Origin of the sequence: Streptomyces sp. NPDC096339 (genome assembly GCF_044762985.1) — a bacterium.
Classification (GTDB): domain Bacteria; phylum Actinomycetota; class Actinomycetes; order Streptomycetales; family Streptomycetaceae; genus Streptomyces.
Genome location: NZ_JBIWFI010000001.1, coordinates 425,587 through 440,596, shown reverse-complemented (window position 1 = coordinate 440,596; position 15,010 = coordinate 425,587). Strand labels below are relative to the sequence as shown.

At 74.9% G+C, this 15,010-nt stretch carries 12 protein-coding genes; 8 read left to right on the top strand and 4 right to left on the bottom strand.

Annotation, left to right across the window (positions count from 1 at the left end):
* The first annotated feature begins 4 nt into the window (after positions 1 to 4).
* From ACIQ5Y_RS02090 to ACIQ5Y_RS02080, 3 genes are all read left to right on the top strand, one after another.
* On the top strand, positions 5 to 496 hold the full coding sequence (locus ACIQ5Y_RS02090; protein ID WP_403874007.1) for a DUF2975 domain-containing protein: 492 nt from the start codon (positions 5 to 7) through the stop codon (positions 494 to 496).
* A complete protein-coding gene (locus ACIQ5Y_RS02085) occupies positions 496 to 768 on the top strand; it encodes a helix-turn-helix domain-containing protein (RefSeq protein ID WP_403874005.1) in 273 nt (90 codons plus the stop codon). Before ACIQ5Y_RS02090 ends, ACIQ5Y_RS02085 begins: the two co-directional genes overlap by 1 nt.
* A gap of 94 nt (positions 769 to 862) precedes the next feature.
* The gene (locus tag ACIQ5Y_RS02080) at positions 863 to 1,138 is read left to right on the top strand and encodes an isoamylase early set domain-containing protein (protein ID WP_403874003.1); all 276 of its coding nucleotides are present in this window, start codon (positions 863 to 865) and stop codon (positions 1,136 to 1,138) included.
* Positions 1,139 to 1,163: 25 nt separating this feature from the next.
* Here the strand turns inward: ACIQ5Y_RS02080 and ACIQ5Y_RS02075 are convergent, their stop codons facing one another.
* Both ACIQ5Y_RS02075 and ACIQ5Y_RS02070 read right to left on the bottom strand, forming a co-directional pair.
* Complete coding sequence (locus ACIQ5Y_RS02075; RefSeq protein ID WP_403874001.1) at positions 1,164 to 2,156, bottom strand: sigma-70 family RNA polymerase sigma factor; 993 nt, start codon at positions 2,154 to 2,156, stop codon at positions 1,164 to 1,166.
* Positions 2,157 to 2,226: 70 nt separating this feature from the next.
* Complete coding sequence (locus ACIQ5Y_RS02070; protein ID WP_403874000.1) at positions 2,227 to 2,487, bottom strand: hypothetical protein; 261 nt, start codon at positions 2,485 to 2,487, stop codon at positions 2,227 to 2,229.
* 153 nt (positions 2,488 to 2,640) lie between these two features.
* Between ACIQ5Y_RS02070 and ACIQ5Y_RS02065 the strand changes: the two genes are divergently transcribed.
* The 3 genes from ACIQ5Y_RS02065 (at position 2,641) to ACIQ5Y_RS02055 (ending at position 7,437) form a co-directional block, all read left to right on the top strand.
* A complete protein-coding gene (locus ACIQ5Y_RS02065; RefSeq protein WP_403873998.1) occupies positions 2,641 to 4,692 on the top strand; it encodes a HEAT repeat domain-containing protein in 2,052 nt (683 codons plus the stop codon).
* A gap of 145 nt (positions 4,693 to 4,837) precedes the next feature.
* A complete protein-coding gene (locus tag ACIQ5Y_RS02060) occupies positions 4,838 to 6,172 on the top strand; it encodes an MFS transporter (protein ID WP_403874480.1) in 1,335 nt (444 codons plus the stop codon).
* Entirely contained in the window at positions 6,169 to 7,437 is a 1,269-nt protein-coding gene (locus ACIQ5Y_RS02055) for an anhydro-N-acetylmuramic acid kinase (RefSeq protein ID WP_403873996.1), read from the top strand. The genes ACIQ5Y_RS02060 and ACIQ5Y_RS02055 overlap by 4 nt, the downstream gene beginning before the upstream one ends.
* On the opposite strand, the gene ACIQ5Y_RS02050 is transcribed toward ACIQ5Y_RS02055, so the two are convergent.
* On the bottom strand, positions 7,424 to 9,901 hold the full coding sequence (locus ACIQ5Y_RS02050; protein WP_403873994.1) for an MDR family MFS transporter: 2,478 nt from the start codon (positions 9,899 to 9,901) through the stop codon (positions 7,424 to 7,426). The two genes, ACIQ5Y_RS02055 and ACIQ5Y_RS02050, sit on opposite strands and share 14 nt — an antisense overlap.
* A gap of 136 nt (positions 9,902 to 10,037) precedes the next feature.
* Between ACIQ5Y_RS02050 and ACIQ5Y_RS02045 the strand changes: the two genes are divergently transcribed.
* Together ACIQ5Y_RS02045 and ACIQ5Y_RS02040 are read left to right on the top strand one after the other, a co-directional pair.
* Positions 10,038 to 10,478 carry a hypothetical protein gene (locus ACIQ5Y_RS02045; protein WP_403873992.1) on the top strand — a complete coding sequence of 147 codons (441 nt, stop codon included), beginning with the start codon at positions 10,038 to 10,040 and terminating at the stop codon, positions 10,476 to 10,478.
* Positions 10,479 to 10,597: 119 nt separating this feature from the next.
* The gene (locus tag ACIQ5Y_RS02040) at positions 10,598 to 11,839 is read left to right on the top strand and encodes an FAD-dependent oxidoreductase (RefSeq protein WP_403873990.1); all 1,242 of its coding nucleotides are present in this window, start codon (positions 10,598 to 10,600) and stop codon (positions 11,837 to 11,839) included.
* 127 nt (positions 11,840 to 11,966) lie between these two features.
* Here the strand turns inward: ACIQ5Y_RS02040 and ACIQ5Y_RS02035 are convergent, their stop codons facing one another.
* A complete protein-coding gene (locus ACIQ5Y_RS02035; protein ID WP_403873988.1) occupies positions 11,967 to 14,816 on the bottom strand; it encodes a hypothetical protein in 2,850 nt (949 codons plus the stop codon).
* Positions 14,817 to 15,010: the final 194 nt, after the last annotated feature.

The following is a 15,010-nucleotide window of genomic DNA, read 5'->3' as shown; positions in this document are numbered from 1 at the left end:
GGTCATGGGGAAGCTGACGGTGGGCGCGCTGCGCGCCGTGCTGGCGGTGGTGCTCACCGGCACCGTGTTCGTGCAGGTGTTGATGGTCTGGACGTTGGTCAGCGGGAGCGACCCGGAGGACGGGTCCATCCCGCTGACGCCGCTGCGCGTGGTGACGATCCTGGGCATGATGTCGGCCCAGGTCGCCGGTGTCTGCGTATGGCGGCTGGTGACGATGGTGCGACGCGGGACCGTGTTCTCCCACGCGGCCTTCCGCTACGTGGACGGCGTGATCGGCGCGATCGTGGCGGCCGCGCTCCTGTGGTTCGCGGTCACGGCCATCAACGCGCCCGGCCAGCGGGAAGACCCGGGCGTCACCGTCATCATGGGCGGGGTCGGCTTGGCCATCCTGGGGGTCGCGCTCATCGTGCTCGTCCTGCGGATGCTGCTCGCCCAGGCCGTCGCGCGCGATGTCGAAGCGACGCAGATGCAGGCCGAATTGGACGAGGTGATCTGATGCCGATCGCCGTCGACATCGACGTGATGCTGGCCCGGCGGAAGATGTCCGTGGGCGAGCTCGCGGACCGCGTGGGGATCACGCCCGCCAACCTGGCGGTACTCAAGAACGGCCGCGCCAAGGCGGTGCGCTTCGCGACGCTCGCGGCGCTGTGCGAGGTGTTGGAGTGCCAGCCGGGCGATCTGCTGCGCTGGGAGCCCGAGACCGAGGGCGCTCCCGAGAACGAGCCCGAGACCGAGGAGACGGCGGGCATCCGGCGGCCAGGCGGGTGACGGCAGGGCTGTCGGCGGTGTGTACGGGGATGGAGCGGTGATGCCTGTGCGAGGGTGCGGGTTCCTCTGTCCCGCTTCACCGCCGGGAGTTTCGATGCTCGAACGCAAACCGCTCAAGGGCCGTACCCAGGTCACCTTCGTCCTCCCCGAGGACACCCCGGTCGGCCCGGTCAGCGTGGTGGGGGACTTCAACCACTGGAACCCCGCCGCGCACCCCCTCACCTCCCGGGGCGACGGCACCCGGGCCGCCACGGTCGCGCTGCCCAACCACGGCGGGCATTCGTTCCGTTACCTGGCAGCCGGGGACTACTGGTTCGACGACGAGCACGCCGACGCCCACGACGGCGCCAACAGCCGCGTCCACACCTGACAGGAGGCCCGGAGCTCGCTCGTGGTCAGCCGGGAACGTCGAGCCCGAGGTCCTCGCCCAGCCGGTCCGGCAGGCCGAACAGCGGGAAGAGCCGGTCTGTGTCGCGGAAGGCCGTGATGCCGGAGATCCGGTCGCCGGAGAACTCGACGACTTGAAGCGCCCAGGGCACGTACCCGGTGCCGCCGTCCGGGTGAGGGCGGTACTGGCCGAAGGCGGGGGAGCCGTTCGCCGTGGTCGGCACCAGGCGTGAGCCGCGGCAACCGATCGCGGGGCCGGCGAGCCAGGCCCGGATGTCGGGGATGCCGCGCATCCACTTCGCGTACGGGGGCAGGCACAGGGTGGCGTCGACGTGGAGGAGCATGTTCAACTCCTCCATGTCGTGACGGGAGAACGCCGCGGCGTACCGTTCGGCGAGCACCCGGCGGACCCCGCCGTCGGAGGTCCGGCCGGCGGCCACGTCCGTCGCCCCGCGGCGGTCGGCCAGTGTGGCGCGGGCTCGCTGCAGTGCGCTGTTCGCTGAGGCGACGGTGGAGCCGTGCAGGTCGGCGACCTCCAGGGCCGAGAACCCCAGGACGTCCCGCAGGATCACAGTGGCCCGCTGCCGCGGCGGCAGGTGCTGCAGCGCCGCGACGAACGCCAGCCGCACGGACTCGCCCGTCGTCGCGGCCGTCTCCGGATCGCCACCGGGGCAGGGCTCCACCCACAGCACGGAGTCCTCCACGGGCGCGGGCGGCGTGCCGCCCTCACTCGGACCCGACAGATCCATCGGCAGCGCCCGCCGTTTTCCGGAGGCGAGAGCATCCATACAGACGTTGGTGGCGATCCGGTACACCCACGACCGCAGCGTCGACCGCCCCTCGAATCGGTCGATGCCGCGCCACGCGCGGACCAGCGTCTCCTGTACGGCGTCCTCGGCCTCGGCGTACGACCCCAACATCCGGTAGCAGTAGCCGGTCAGCTCCCGCCGGAACCCCTCAAGCCCCTCCGCCGCAACGCCGTCCGCTCCCGTATCCCCCATGCCGCACCCCTTCGAAGAGCCGTCCCAGGCACGTGACGTTACCGGCCGCCCCACGATCGCCCTCGGTCCGCTACCGGTGGAAGGTGCGGCCGGCGGCGCCCGAGGACACCGACCACACCTCGGTGATCAGGCCGTCCACGAGGCGCAGGGTGTCGGTCCCGCTGCGGGCCACGGTCGAGCCGCCCTGCGCGGTGAAGCTCGCCAGGTACGGTCGGGCGACCGCTCCGGACGGCGATGCGGCGCCCGCGCCCGGTTCGAGGTCGACGACTGCGAATCCTTCCGCCGCGAACCGCAGCGCGGTCCGTGTCCCGTGATCGGTGGGGCCGCCCATCGGGGCGGGAGCCGGGTCCGGAAGAATGCGCCGGTGTGACCGCACGCCCTTCCGGTGAACCGGCCGCAGCCCTCGCCCGCCTGCACCGCACGGAGGCGGAGGCGGCACACGGTGGTCGCGCGCGGGCTGACGCAGGTCGAGGAGGGGCACTTGATGAGCGACGCTCTCGCAGGGCTCGACGCCATCCACTGGGCGGCTCTGGAGCACGCCTACGGGGCGGCCGGGGACGTACCCGGAATGCTGCGGAACCTGTACCGGCCGGAGAAGGCGGCTGAAGCGGCCGAGGAACTGTTCAGCCACGTCCACCACCAGGGCGGCTGCATCGAATCCTCGGCCCCGGCGGCCCTCCCGTACGTACTCGAGGCCGCGGCGGATCCGGCCGTCGATCCGGTCGTCCGTCGTGAACTGCTGGAGCTCGTCGGGGCCTTGGCCTACTCGGCGAACACCGCGGCGCCCCGCTTCGTCACCCCGACCTGGCCGGCCGCCTGGGACCAGGCGGTCACGGACCTGCTGCCGCTGCTCGACGACCCCGCGGCCGCGACCCGCGAGGCCGTCGCGGACGCCCTCGCCGAGGCCCATCACCGCGCCGACGAAGTGATCGCGGCGCTGCGGGCACGGTGGACCGTGGAGCCGGAAGGCGAGGCGAGGCCCCGACTCATCGCTGCGGTCGGCTCGTTGGTCCCGAGCGCCGAAGCACAGCGCGACGGCTCCCTCGACTGGCTGCGACAGCTCGTGCGCGATGCCGAACCCGCCACCCGTCTCGCAGCCGTCAAGGCACTGCGCCGCGCCCTACCGGGGCAGGACGACGACGGGTGTGCGCAGGCGGTGACCGAGGTGCTGTTCGGCAGCGAACCGGCCACGTGGGCCCCCAGCCGGTCAACGGGGGGCGCCGCGGTCAAAAGCACGACGATCTGGGCCATCGGACTGCTGGGAGACGACCCGGCGGACGCCGTACGGGCGGAGGCGACCAGGAGACTGCTCGCGCACACGGACCCCTCCGTGCGCGCGGGCGCGCTCCAGGCCGCCGCCGGGCTGCTCAGCCGCCGGCGTTCCGCGGTACCGCTGCTGCTACCGGCCGTGGCCCGCCTCCTGTCCCACCCGGACCGCGACCCCGACCCCGACAACCGGCTCTTCGCCGCCCGCGTCCTCGGCATGTGCGGGCACGCCGCCCGCCCCTGGGCGGACTCGCTGGCGGCCATGCTGAGCGACGACGCCGAGCCGTCCGCGCCCGCTCGCAGCCACGCCGTCTGGGCGCTGTCCCGGCTCGGCGACGCGCGGTGCGTACCCGCGCTGGTGCGGCGCCTGTCGGGGGAGCGGCTCGGATTCGCGTACAACCCGGTCCATGCCGACGGCTGGTGGACGTACGACCTCAGCCTGACCGAGACCGCCGGAGGGCTCGGCGCCCACGCCGGGCTGCTGCTGCCCCCGCTGCGAGCCCGGCTCGCCGCCGCCTCCACCCTTGACGAGCGTCGGGCGCTTTGCCAACTACTGCGATCGTGGGGCGCGGCATCCGCCCCGGCGATCCCGGAACTGACCACGCTCCTGGACACCGACAGTGCGGTGTGGGCGCTGGACGCCCTCGCCGCGATCGGGCCGGCCGCGGCGCAGGCCCTGCCCCGCCGGAGGCTGCGCGCATTGCTGGACGCCCCGCCCGAGGGCCAGTCGTTCGCACCGAGTGCCCTCGCGCTCGCGTACGGGCGGCTGACCGGCGACCGGGAGCCCGCGCTCGCGCTGCTGCTTCCGCAACTCGGCGAGCCGTACGGGCAGGACAACACCGCCACCCTGCTGGGGGAACTGGGGCCGGCGGGCGCCCCGTACGTCGAGCGGCTGCGCGCACTCCTCCCGGTGCACGAGGAAGGGTGGCTGCCGCTCCGGGTTTCCGAGGCGCTGTGGAAGATCACCGGACGGGCCGACGAGATCGTCCCCGTCCTGGTCCGGGCCATCGCCCCGTTCGCCGAGCGTGGCGGCGCCTATCGGGCGGTCACCGAAACGGTGAAGCTCCTGGCCGAGATCGGCCCGCCCGCAGCCCCCGCCGAGCCCGTCCTGACGGCGTTCCTCGACGCCGACGAGCGGCCGGTCGGCCACGGCACATGGCGCTCGGTACCGGAGGACGACGAACTGTGCGACGCCGCGCGCACGGCACTGCGCGCGATCACCGGCTCCGGCCGGCGCCAGGGCCTGTCCGGCGGGCAGGGGAACCCGTGACCGGGTCGGGCGGGGCTCGGTGCGCGTGAGCCCCGGGGTGCGGCCGATCCGCTGAAATCCGGCGGCGCCGGGCATCGCGGGTACCCCGCCCGGGCAGCCAGCCACCGTGGCCCGTCCCGCTTTCCGCCCGAAGAGCAGGCCCGCGGTGTCCGCCGCGGCGCCCGTGCCCGTCCGACCGCCGACCGTCCGGCACGCCCTCGTCGCCGGATCCGTCGGCAACTTCGTGGAGTGGTACGAGTTCGGCGTCTACGGGTCCTTCGCCACCGTCATCGCCGCCCGCTTCTTCACCCCCGACGGCGGCGACCGGGGACAGGCGCTCATCGCGGCCTACGCCGCCTTCGCCATCGCCTTCTTCTTCCGCCCCCTGGGCGCCCTGCTCTTCGGTCGGCTCGCGGACCGGGCGGGCCGGCGGCCGGCGCTCGTCCTCGCCGTCTCCCTGATGACGGGTGCGACCGCCCTGATCGGGGTATTGCCCGCGTACTCGGCCGTCGGCGCCCTCGCGCCCTGGCTGCTCACCCTGCTGCGCTGCCTGCAAGGCCTCTCCGCCGGAGGCGAGTTCGGTGGCGCCGTGAGCCTGCTGACCGAGACCGCACCGCCCGGGCGGCGTGGCCGCCACGGTGCCTGGCAGTCGTTCACCGTCGCCCTCGGCCTCCTGACGGGCGCGGGTCTCGCCGCAGGACTGGCGACCCTGCTCTCCGAGAGCGCCCTGTACGCGTGGGGCTGGCGCGTTGCCTTCCTGCCGGCCCTGCCGCTGGGCGCCGTGGCCCTGTGGCTCCGCCTGCGCCTGCCGGAAACCGCCCCACCGCCACGCACCCCGGGACACCCCGCCCCGGCCGACTGCCCGGCTCCGGCTGCGGCTGCGGCCCCTGCCCCGGCCCGGGCTCCGGCGGAGATGCCGGTCGCCGTCGTGCTCGGGGTCGGGCGGATCATGGGCTGGTCCGCGGCCGGGTACACCTTCCTCGTCGTCATGCCCTCGTACCTCCAGGACACCCTCGGTACGACCTTCCGGCAGGCCCTGGCCGCCGCCTTCGTCGCCAACCTCGGATTCGCCGCCGCGATCCTCCCCGCCGGTGCGCTCAGCGACCGCGTGGGCCGACGGGCCGTCATGCTCACCGGCAGCCTCCTCGTCGTCCTGACCGCCCTGCCGCTCACACACCTGCTGCGCGACCCCGGCACCTCCGTCGCCACGAAAGCGGCACTGCTGGCGGCATCCGGCGCGATGATCGGACTGCTGGCCGGGCCCGGCCCCGCCCTGCTCGCGGAGATGTTCCCGACCCGTGTGCGCAGCACCGGACTCGGCCTGGCCTACGCACTCTCCAATGCCGTCTTCTCCGGCTGCGCGGGCCTGATCGTCACCGCGCTCGTTCGGGCCACCGGCAACCCGGACGTCCCCGCCCTCTACGCGGCAGGCGCCTGCGCACTCGCCGTACCCGCCCTGCTCACCCTGCGCCCCGACGACCACCTGAGGCCCCTGAGATGACCCCGCATACGGACCCGCCCCCACCACGGGCGGCGCACACCACCGTCATCGGCCTGATGTCCGGCACCTCCTGCGACGCCGTCGACGCCGCGGCCGCCCGCATCACCCACGACGGCACAGCACTGCGCCTGACCCCGCTCGGCATGGTCAGCGAACCGTACGACGACGAGCTGCGCCACGCGCTCGCGACGGCGCTGCCGCCGGGCCGCACCACCCTCGCCGACGTGTGCCGCCTCGACACCCGCATCGGGCAGGCCTTCGCCCGGCTCGCCGTCCGGGCCGATCGCGAGCTCTGCGCGGGGCGGGCCGAACTGGTCGCCTCCCACGGCCAGACCGTCTTCCACTGGGCGGACGGCGGCCGCGTGCACGGCACTTTGCAACTCGGCGAACCCGCGTGGATCGCGGAGGCGACCGGACTTCCCGTCGTCTCCGGCTTCCGGACCCGGGACGTCGCCGCCGGCGGGCAGGGGGCACCCCTCGTCGGACTGATCGACCGCATGCTGCTGAGCGGACGCCCGGGCGTCCCGGCCGCGCTGAACGTCGGCGGCATCGCCAACGCCACCGTCCTCACCCCCGACGGCACCCCGGCCGCCTTCGACTCGGGGCCCGGCAACGCCCTCCTCGACGCCGCGGCCCGCCACTTCACCGCCGGACGGCTCGACCACGACACCGACGGCCGCCTCGCGGCACGCGGTACCGTCCACCGGCCGCTGCTCGACCGGTTGCTCGCCGAGCCGTACTACGTGCTGCCCGCGCCCAAGACCACCGGCCGGGAGCTGTTCCACTCCGGCTACCTGCGGACGGCCCTGGACGCGGTCGGCCCGCTCCCCGCCCCCGACGTACTGGCCACCCTCACCCGGCTCACGGCCCGTACGATCGCCGACGCGCTGCGCCCGTTCGGCGTCACGGAGGTACTGGCCTCCGGGGGCGGTACCCGCAACCCGGCCCTGATGGCCGCACTCCGGCAGGAACTCGGCGCCTCGGTACGGCTGCGCGCCTCGGACGCGCTCGGGCTGCCCAGCGCCGCCAAGGAGGCGTACGCCTTCGCGGTACTGGGCTGGCTCACCCTGCACGGCCTGGCGGGCAACCTGCCGCGGTGCACGGGGGCCGCGGGCCCGCGCGTCCTCGGCAGCATCACCCCGGGCCGCAGGCCCCTCCTTCTGCCCGACCGGCCGGCGGAGGCGCCCGCCACCCTGACGGTCGAACGGGCCGAACGGGCCGAACGGGTCGAACCGGTTGAACCGGGGCCGCTCAGACCGCGTTGACGTCGTCCGCCCTCGGCGCCCGGGCCCTGATCAGCAGGCCGGCGACGAGCGCCGCCAGCAGCAGGGCGCCCGCCCCCCACCAGAGGCTGTCGGTGTAGCCGTGCAGAATCTCCTCGGACCGGTTGTCCTCGGACGAGGCGGCCAGACGGGCGCTGATGAGGCTGACGAGCAGCGCGGAACCGAGCGCCTCGCCCAGCTCCCGGGCCGTGGCGACGATCGCCGAGGCCACACCGGAGTGCTGCGGGGCGACGCCGGCGGTGGCGGTGGAGAAGAGCGGCCCGGCGGCCAGGCCGCTGCCGAACCCGGCGAGGATCATTCCGGGCACCAGATGGGCGCCGTACGCGCTGTCGGAGTCGACGAGAGCGAGGATCAGCAGCCCGACCGAGGCGGTCACCAGGCCCGACACGATCAGCACGCGGGGCGCGGTGCGGTGCTGCAGGCGCCCCGAGACCTGCGTGGCGGCGATGACGGCCGCGGCAGCCAGCGGCAGGAGCATCACGCCGATCCGGCCCGGGGCGTACCCGAAGAAGTACTGCATGAAGAGGACGAGCGAGGGGATCACTGCCAGGAACCCGATGCCGATCAGGAGCATCGCGAGGACGCTGCCGAGATGGTTGCGGTCACCGATGGCCGTGGCCCGCCGCCGCAGGAAGGCCGCGGTGAGGAGGACGCCCGCCGCGATGAAGCCCAGGGCCGGGGGCGTGGTCCAGCCGAGCTGCCCGGCCTCGTTCAGGCCGCAGATCAGGGCGGCGAGTCCGGCGGAACCGAGGAGCACGCCGAGCCGGTCGGAGCGGGTGCGGGCGCCGGACGGGCGGCCCGGCAGCAGGGTGGCCGCCCCGGTCGCCGCGATGGCGGCGAGAGGCAGGGCGAGGTACTGCGACACGCGCCAGGACGCCAACTCGGTGAGCCAGCCGCTCGCGAGCAGCGCGAGGGCCCCGCCGCCGGCCGCGACGGCCCCGTAGATCCCGAAGGCCCGGGCGCGTTCCCTCGGGTCGGTGAACCCGGTGGACACCAGGGACAGCGCGGACGGAGTCAGCAGGGCGGCGAAGGCACCCTGCAGGGCGCGCGCCGTGTTCAGCAGGACGGGGCCGCCGGCCGCACCGCAGAGCACGGACGCCAGCGCGAAGCCGCCCAGTCCGATGAGCAGGGCCCGCTTGGCCCCGAGGAGGTCGCAGATCCGCCCGCCGAGGAGCAGCAGCCCGCCGAAGGCGAGGGTGTAGGCGGTGAGCGGGCTGAAGCCGTCGCTCGCGAAGCCGAGATCGGACTGGACGTACGGCAGGGCCGTGCTGAAGCCCATCACGTCGAGCAGCACCATCAGCTGCGTCAGGACGACCACCCCCAGGCCCCACCAGCGCCTGGGGTGCGGGGCCACGGGGTCCGGGAGGGCGGCCGGGGGCGGCCCGAAGCCCTCCGCGGGGACCAGGGGCGCCGACACCGGGGTCGTGGGCGCGTACGGGGGAGGCGTCGACACCGGCCGGTGCTGGCGCGGGACGGAGGGGACGCGGGGGTCCGGCCGCGCGGAAGGCTCCGCGGAGGCCTCCGCGGCCGGTTCCGCGGCGGGCGTCTCGGGGGCCCAGTCCAGCAACCGGGCCGCGCGACGGCCGAGTTGTGCCAGCACGGTGCCGGGCAGCCACTCCCCGGCCTGTTCCACCGCGGTCCGGTCCGCGATCTCCCCGGGGGTGGGCCGGGCGGCCGGGTCCTTCTCCAGGCAGTCGCGTACGAGATCGGTCAGCGGCTGCGGCACGCCGGTGAGGTCCGGTTCCTCCTCGGCGACCCGGAAGAGGTGGGCGTTCAGCCCGGAGTCGGTGGCGCCGAACAGCAGCCGGCCGGTGGAGGCGTACACGAGGACCGCGCCGAGGCAGAAGACGTCGCTGGCGGGGGTGAGTTCGCGGCCGCGGACCTGTTCGGGAGACATGAAGCCGGGGGAGCCGATCAGCATGCCGGTACGGGTGTGCAGGCTGTCCCCGGTGAGGCTGTCCATCGCGCGCGCGATGCCGAAGTCGATGACGCGGGGGCCGTCGACGGTGACGAGCACGTTGGACGGCTTCAGGTCACGGTGGATCAGTCCCGCCCCGTGCACGGCCTGCAGTGCGACGGCGAGCCGGTTGGCGAGGGTGTGCACCGAGTACTCGGGCAGAGGCCCGAAGTCCTCGGCGACCACGGTGCGCAGGTCCGGTCCCGGGATGTACTGCGTCGCCACCCAGGGCACGGCGGCCTCCGGGTCCGCGTCGAGCACGGCGGCCGTCCAGTCCCCGCCCACCCGCCGGGCGGCGGCCACTTCACGGGCGAAGCGCCGGCGGAACTCGGGGTGCCCGGCGTGCTCGGCCTGTACGACCTTCACGGCGACGGTGCGCCCGCCCTCGGAACGGCCCAGATAGACCAGACCCATGCCGCCCTCGCCCAGCCGGGCGATCAAACGGTACGGGCCGATCCGGGTCGGGTCTGCTGCGATCAACTGGTCCACGGGAGCGAAGTATGCCAACTGTCCGGCGGGGGTGGACCCAGGCCCCGGACACCTGTACCCGGAAGGTAATCTCTGCCCTCCGCGCACGGCCGGACCACGGATCCGGCGCGTGCGGCAGCCGAGGCCGGGAGGGGTCGTGGGGACGGTCGGAGAACTCTGGCGGGCCGGAGAGATGCCACTGCGCGACGGGCTGTACCGCCCGGACGACACCGCCGTGGACCTGCACGTCGACGGTCCGGGGGCCTACCACCCCGATGCCGGGCAGCCGATTCCCTTCCGCACGGGAGCGCCGTTCGACGTGGCCCTGGCCATCGAGGAGCACGGCGTCGAACAGGTGGACACCAATTTCGAGAGTCCGCTGCCGGACGGCTCCGGGAGGATGTCCGGCGGGGGCGGCGGCATGGGCAACATCGGCTACCTCGCCCGCCTCGACGCCGACGGCTCCATGCGGTGGATCGCCGTGATGTTCCACTCCAACCCTTTCGTCGGGGTGCGCTACGAAGGCACGAGCGCCGTGTTCACCAACGACTGGGGGAACCTGCTCGCGCTCGACCTCGCCGGCCCCGCTCTCGCCTGACCGGCCGGGTCCCCGCGCCCGGGCACGCGGCGCGGCGCCCGGGCTACCGTCCCCGCCACCGCCGGTGCGGTATACGTCCTGTGAGGCCTACCCGATGCCGGCGAGAGGGAGTGGTTGCCGTGGAGCGTACGGGCTGCTGTGTGGTGGGGGGCGGGCCCGCGGGCATGGTGCTGGCCCTGCTGCTGGCCCGCGCCGGGGTCGAGGTGACCGTACTGGAGAAACACGGCGACTTCCTGCGCGACTTCCGCGGCGACACCGTGCACCCCTCCACCCTGTCCCTGCTGGACGACATCGGCCTCGCGGAGAGGTTCGCCTCGCTGCCGCAGCGGCGGGTGACCTCGGTACAGCTGCCCATCGGCCCGGACCGCTCCCTCATCACGGTGGGGAACATCGGGGCGCTCCACGGGAAGTACAACTACATCGCGATGGTGCCGCAGTGGGACCTGCTCGACCTGCTCGCCGACGAGGCGGGCCGCGAACCTTCCTTCAGGCTGCGGATGAACACCGAGGCGACGTCCTTCCTGATCGAGCGCGGGCGGGTCACAGGCGTGCGGTACCGCACGGCCGACGGTTCGGAGGGCGAGCTCCGCGCCTCCCTGACCGTGGCCTGCGACGGACGGGGTTCGCCGGCACGGGATCTGCCGGAACTCGGGCTGGAGGGCTTCCCCTGCCCCATGGACGCCTGGTGGTTCAGGCTGCCACGCCGTGAGGAGGACCCGAGCGGCCTCGTGGGAGGCCTGGGAGACCGGTTCTTCACCGCTCTCATCGACCGCGGCGACTACTGGCAGTGCGCGGCGCTCATTCCCAAGGGAACAGACGCCCAACGTCGCGCCGAGGGCCTGGAGCGCTTCAACACCCGGTTCGCGGAAGCGGCTCCCTGGCTCGCCGACCGGGCCCACGCCCTCGCCTCCTGGGACGAGGTCAAACTGCTCGACGTACGGCTCGACCGGCTGCGCCGATGGCACCGCCCGGGGCTGTTGTGCATCGGCGACGCCGCGCACGCCATGTCGCCGGTGTTCGGCATCGGCATCAACCTCGCCGTGCAGGACGCCGTGGCCGCGGCCCGCCACCTGGTCCGCCCGCTCCGTGAGGGCACCGTCGGACTCCGGGACGTACGCCGCGTACAGCACCGCCGCCTGCCCACGACGGTGGCGACCCAGGGCCTCCAACGCCTCGCCCACACCCAGGTCATCGAACCGCTGCTGGACGGCCGAGTCGCGTTCGGCGATCCCCGGCGGGCCGAGCGGCTCACCGGGCTCATCACCGAGTCGCGGTGGCTGAACCGACTGCCGGCCTACTTCCTCGCCTACGGGGCCCTGCGCGAACGCCCTCCGAAGGAGTCGCTCCGTGCGAGGGGGTGATCGTGGTCGGGGCCGCACGGCCGATTCCCGCGGCTGCCGGGGTCGGTGCCGACGGGGGCAGCGATGACTGCCCGTTCGAAGGCGACGCGCGCCGGTGTCCGAGTCGCGGGTCGGCCGGGAAGCGCTGTCACGTCCACGGACCGCCCGTGTCGGCGTGCACGCGGGCGGAATCCTCCTCCGAGTCCCTGCGCACCGGCAGGCCGGTGTGGCGGAGGCGGGCGGTCAAGCGGCCCCCCGCCGGGCGCGGCGCCGGCGCGGTGACCAGTGCCAGCAGTCCCTCCCAGGCCTCGACGCGGCCCGCGTCCACCGCGTCGAGGTAGGTCTTCCGCGCCTCGGCCGTCCGGCCGGCCGCGGCGAGCAGCGCTCCGAGCGCCGTCAGCGCGGCCGTGTCCCCGGCCTCGGCGCCCCGCCGGTACGCGCGCTCGGCGCCTTCCGTGTCGCCGCGGTCCTCACGCACCAGGCCCAACGCCGTCCAGGAGTCGACCGCGCCGAGCCGGGCGGCGTGGTGCACGGCCCGGCGGGATCCGGTACGGTCCCCGGCCCGCTCGCGGATGCGCGACAGCGCGGCCCAGGCCAGCGGTGAGCCGTGTTCGGCGGCGCGGTCGGCGGCCGACTCCGCGGAGCCCGGATCGCCGCCCAGCTCGCGGGTACGGGCCAGCCTGGTCCACGCCTCGACGCTGCCCGCGCGCGCCGCCTCCCGGGCGGCGTGGTCGGCGCCCGCCGCGTCGCCCCGTGACTGCCGCATCTCGGCGAGGGCCGTCCACGCGTCACCGTCTCCGTCGCAGGCGGCCCTCGCGGCCCACCTCTCCGCGGCGGGGCGGTCCTCCGCCCGCGCGGCCAGCAGGGCCAGTTCGCGCCATGCGGACGACATGCCCAGGTCAGCGGCCTCCAGGTACGCGGCTTCCGCGCCCGCGAGGTCCCCGTCACCGGCCCGCAGCCGGGCGAGCACCGCCCACCCTTCCGCGTCACCCGAACCGGCACCGCGGCGCGCCGCCCGCAGCGCCGAGGAGCGGTCGTCGCCCTCCCACCGCAACCGCACCAGAAGCGGCCAGGCGGCCGACACCCCGGCCGCGGCGGCCCGTTCGGCGTGGCGGACCGCCTCCCCGTTCGCGCCGGTCCGCTCCGCGAGCCGGGCCAGGCCCAGCCCGCCCCAGGCATCCCCGACCGCCAGTGCCCGTTCGAAGGCCATGCGCGCGCCCGAGCGGTCCCCGCGCCCCTCCCGAATCCGGCCGAGCACCCGCCAGACCGGCAGGTGACCGGCCGCGCCGGCCGCCTCGGCGACCTCGCTCCCGGAGCCGTCGCGGCCCTCCGCGAGCCTCGCCAGAGCGGCCCAGGACCAGGTGTCACCCAGCTCTGCGGCCCGCTCGTACGCGGATCTCGCGGCGGCCGGCCCCTCCCGGTCCTCCCGGGCCACGCCCAGCGCCGCCCAGGCGCGGGCGTCCCCGGCGGCGACCTCCTGCGCCGCCTCCGGTCCGTCGGTGAGTTCCCGCAGCACCGCCCAGGCCGCACGGGCCCGCCCCGCGCCGAGCTCCACCGCTCGCCGGTACAGGGGGAGGGCCACCGCGTAGCGGCGCCGGTCCGCGGCGGCGGCCGCCAGCGCATGGGCGTCGTCCCCGCTCCGCGCCCAGCGGGCTGCCTCCCAGAAGCCGGCGGGCGGCACGATGTGCGCCCGGACGCGGCGGACGTGCTGTTCCAGGTAGTCGTCAGGGCGGTACCCGTCCGGGGCTCCGACACCCGGCCGGTGCCGTTCGGCCACCAGCGCGGGCGGACCGGAGCCGTGCGCCGAGACCAGCGAGTCCAGCGCCGTCGCGAACCAGTCGGGCCGGGCCGTGGCCCGGGCCGCGGGATCCATGAACGCGGCCGCCGCCTCGTTCAGGAACCGTGTCGGAACCGCGCCGGCGTGGCCCAGTCGCCGTGCCTCCAGGGCCGCCGTCAGCACGGCGTGCTCGGCGGCACCGAACCAGTGGTCCGGGCCGCTCTCCCAGCGTCGTACCAACTCGGGACCGGCCGTGAGGTGTTGCAGCATCCGACCACTGGAACCCGCGGCCCGCAGCGCCGCGGCCACGCGCGGGTCCCGGGCGGCGGCACCGGCCAGCCCCGGCAGCCGCGCCGGCAGGGTGTCCGGTACCTGGATGACCGTATGACGCCCGGTCAGCAAGGCCCGTACGTAGTGCCCCGCCGTGCTGCCGGTCTCCGAGGACCGGTCGAAGCCCTCGGTCAACTGCCGAAGGTGCTCGGGCCAGATCGTGCCGACCACCGCCAGCGGCGTGACCTCGTCCTGGAGCCGCAGCAGCGCGCGGGCCGCCTCCTCGCCGGCCGCCCCGGACAGGAAGCGCTGGATCTCGTCGAGCCACAGGACGGTCCGGCCGTCGACACCGTCCTGCGCGGCCCACTCGGCCAGTTCGACGGCATCGGCGGGAACGAGCACCGGCCAGTCGGGGAGTTCCTCCCGTACGGCCTCGTAGACCGACCTCGTCTTGCCGGTCGTCGACCGCCCCACCAGCAGGACGAACACCGCGGCTCCGGACCGCGAGGCTTGAGCGAGCCGGCCGCGCAGGGTGATGTCGTGCGGGCGTTCCAGGTACGTGGGCAGGTCGACGTCGGCACTGCCGTCGGAATCCGGCGCCGGGTGCACCCCGAGCCGCAGCGGGTCCCACCGGCCGGCCGGGCGCAGTACCGCGCCCCGCTCCTGCCCGGCCCGCACCCACAGGGCCCGTACCTCGGCGTCGACGACCGAAGGGTCTTCGCCCGCTGCCGCGGCGAGCACGGCGGCGACCGAGACGGTGTCCTCCAGGGAGACGAGCTGGGCACCCCCGAGGAGCCGGTGCACGGTGTCCTTGGACGGCGCACCGGGCAGGGCGTCGTCGGCGGCCACGCGCTCCGCGATCCCGAGCACGGAGGGAGCCCCCGCGGCCATGTAGAGGGTGTGCAGCCGCAGCTTGAGGCTGCGCAGCGGCCCCGGCCGCAGTCTCGGCACCGCCAGCGGTCGAGGCCTGCGCACGGTCGGCTTGACGGCGTTCCGAGGCCCCGCCGGCTTCCCCCTCCCGTTTCCCCGCCCGGCCGCCTCCGGGTCTCCGTGCCCCACCGTTTCCCGCCCCGTCGTCACTCGTCGCCTCTCGTCGCCATCGGTCGCGGGCCTTCCCGGGGCGGGGTGCCGCGGGGTGCTCCTGT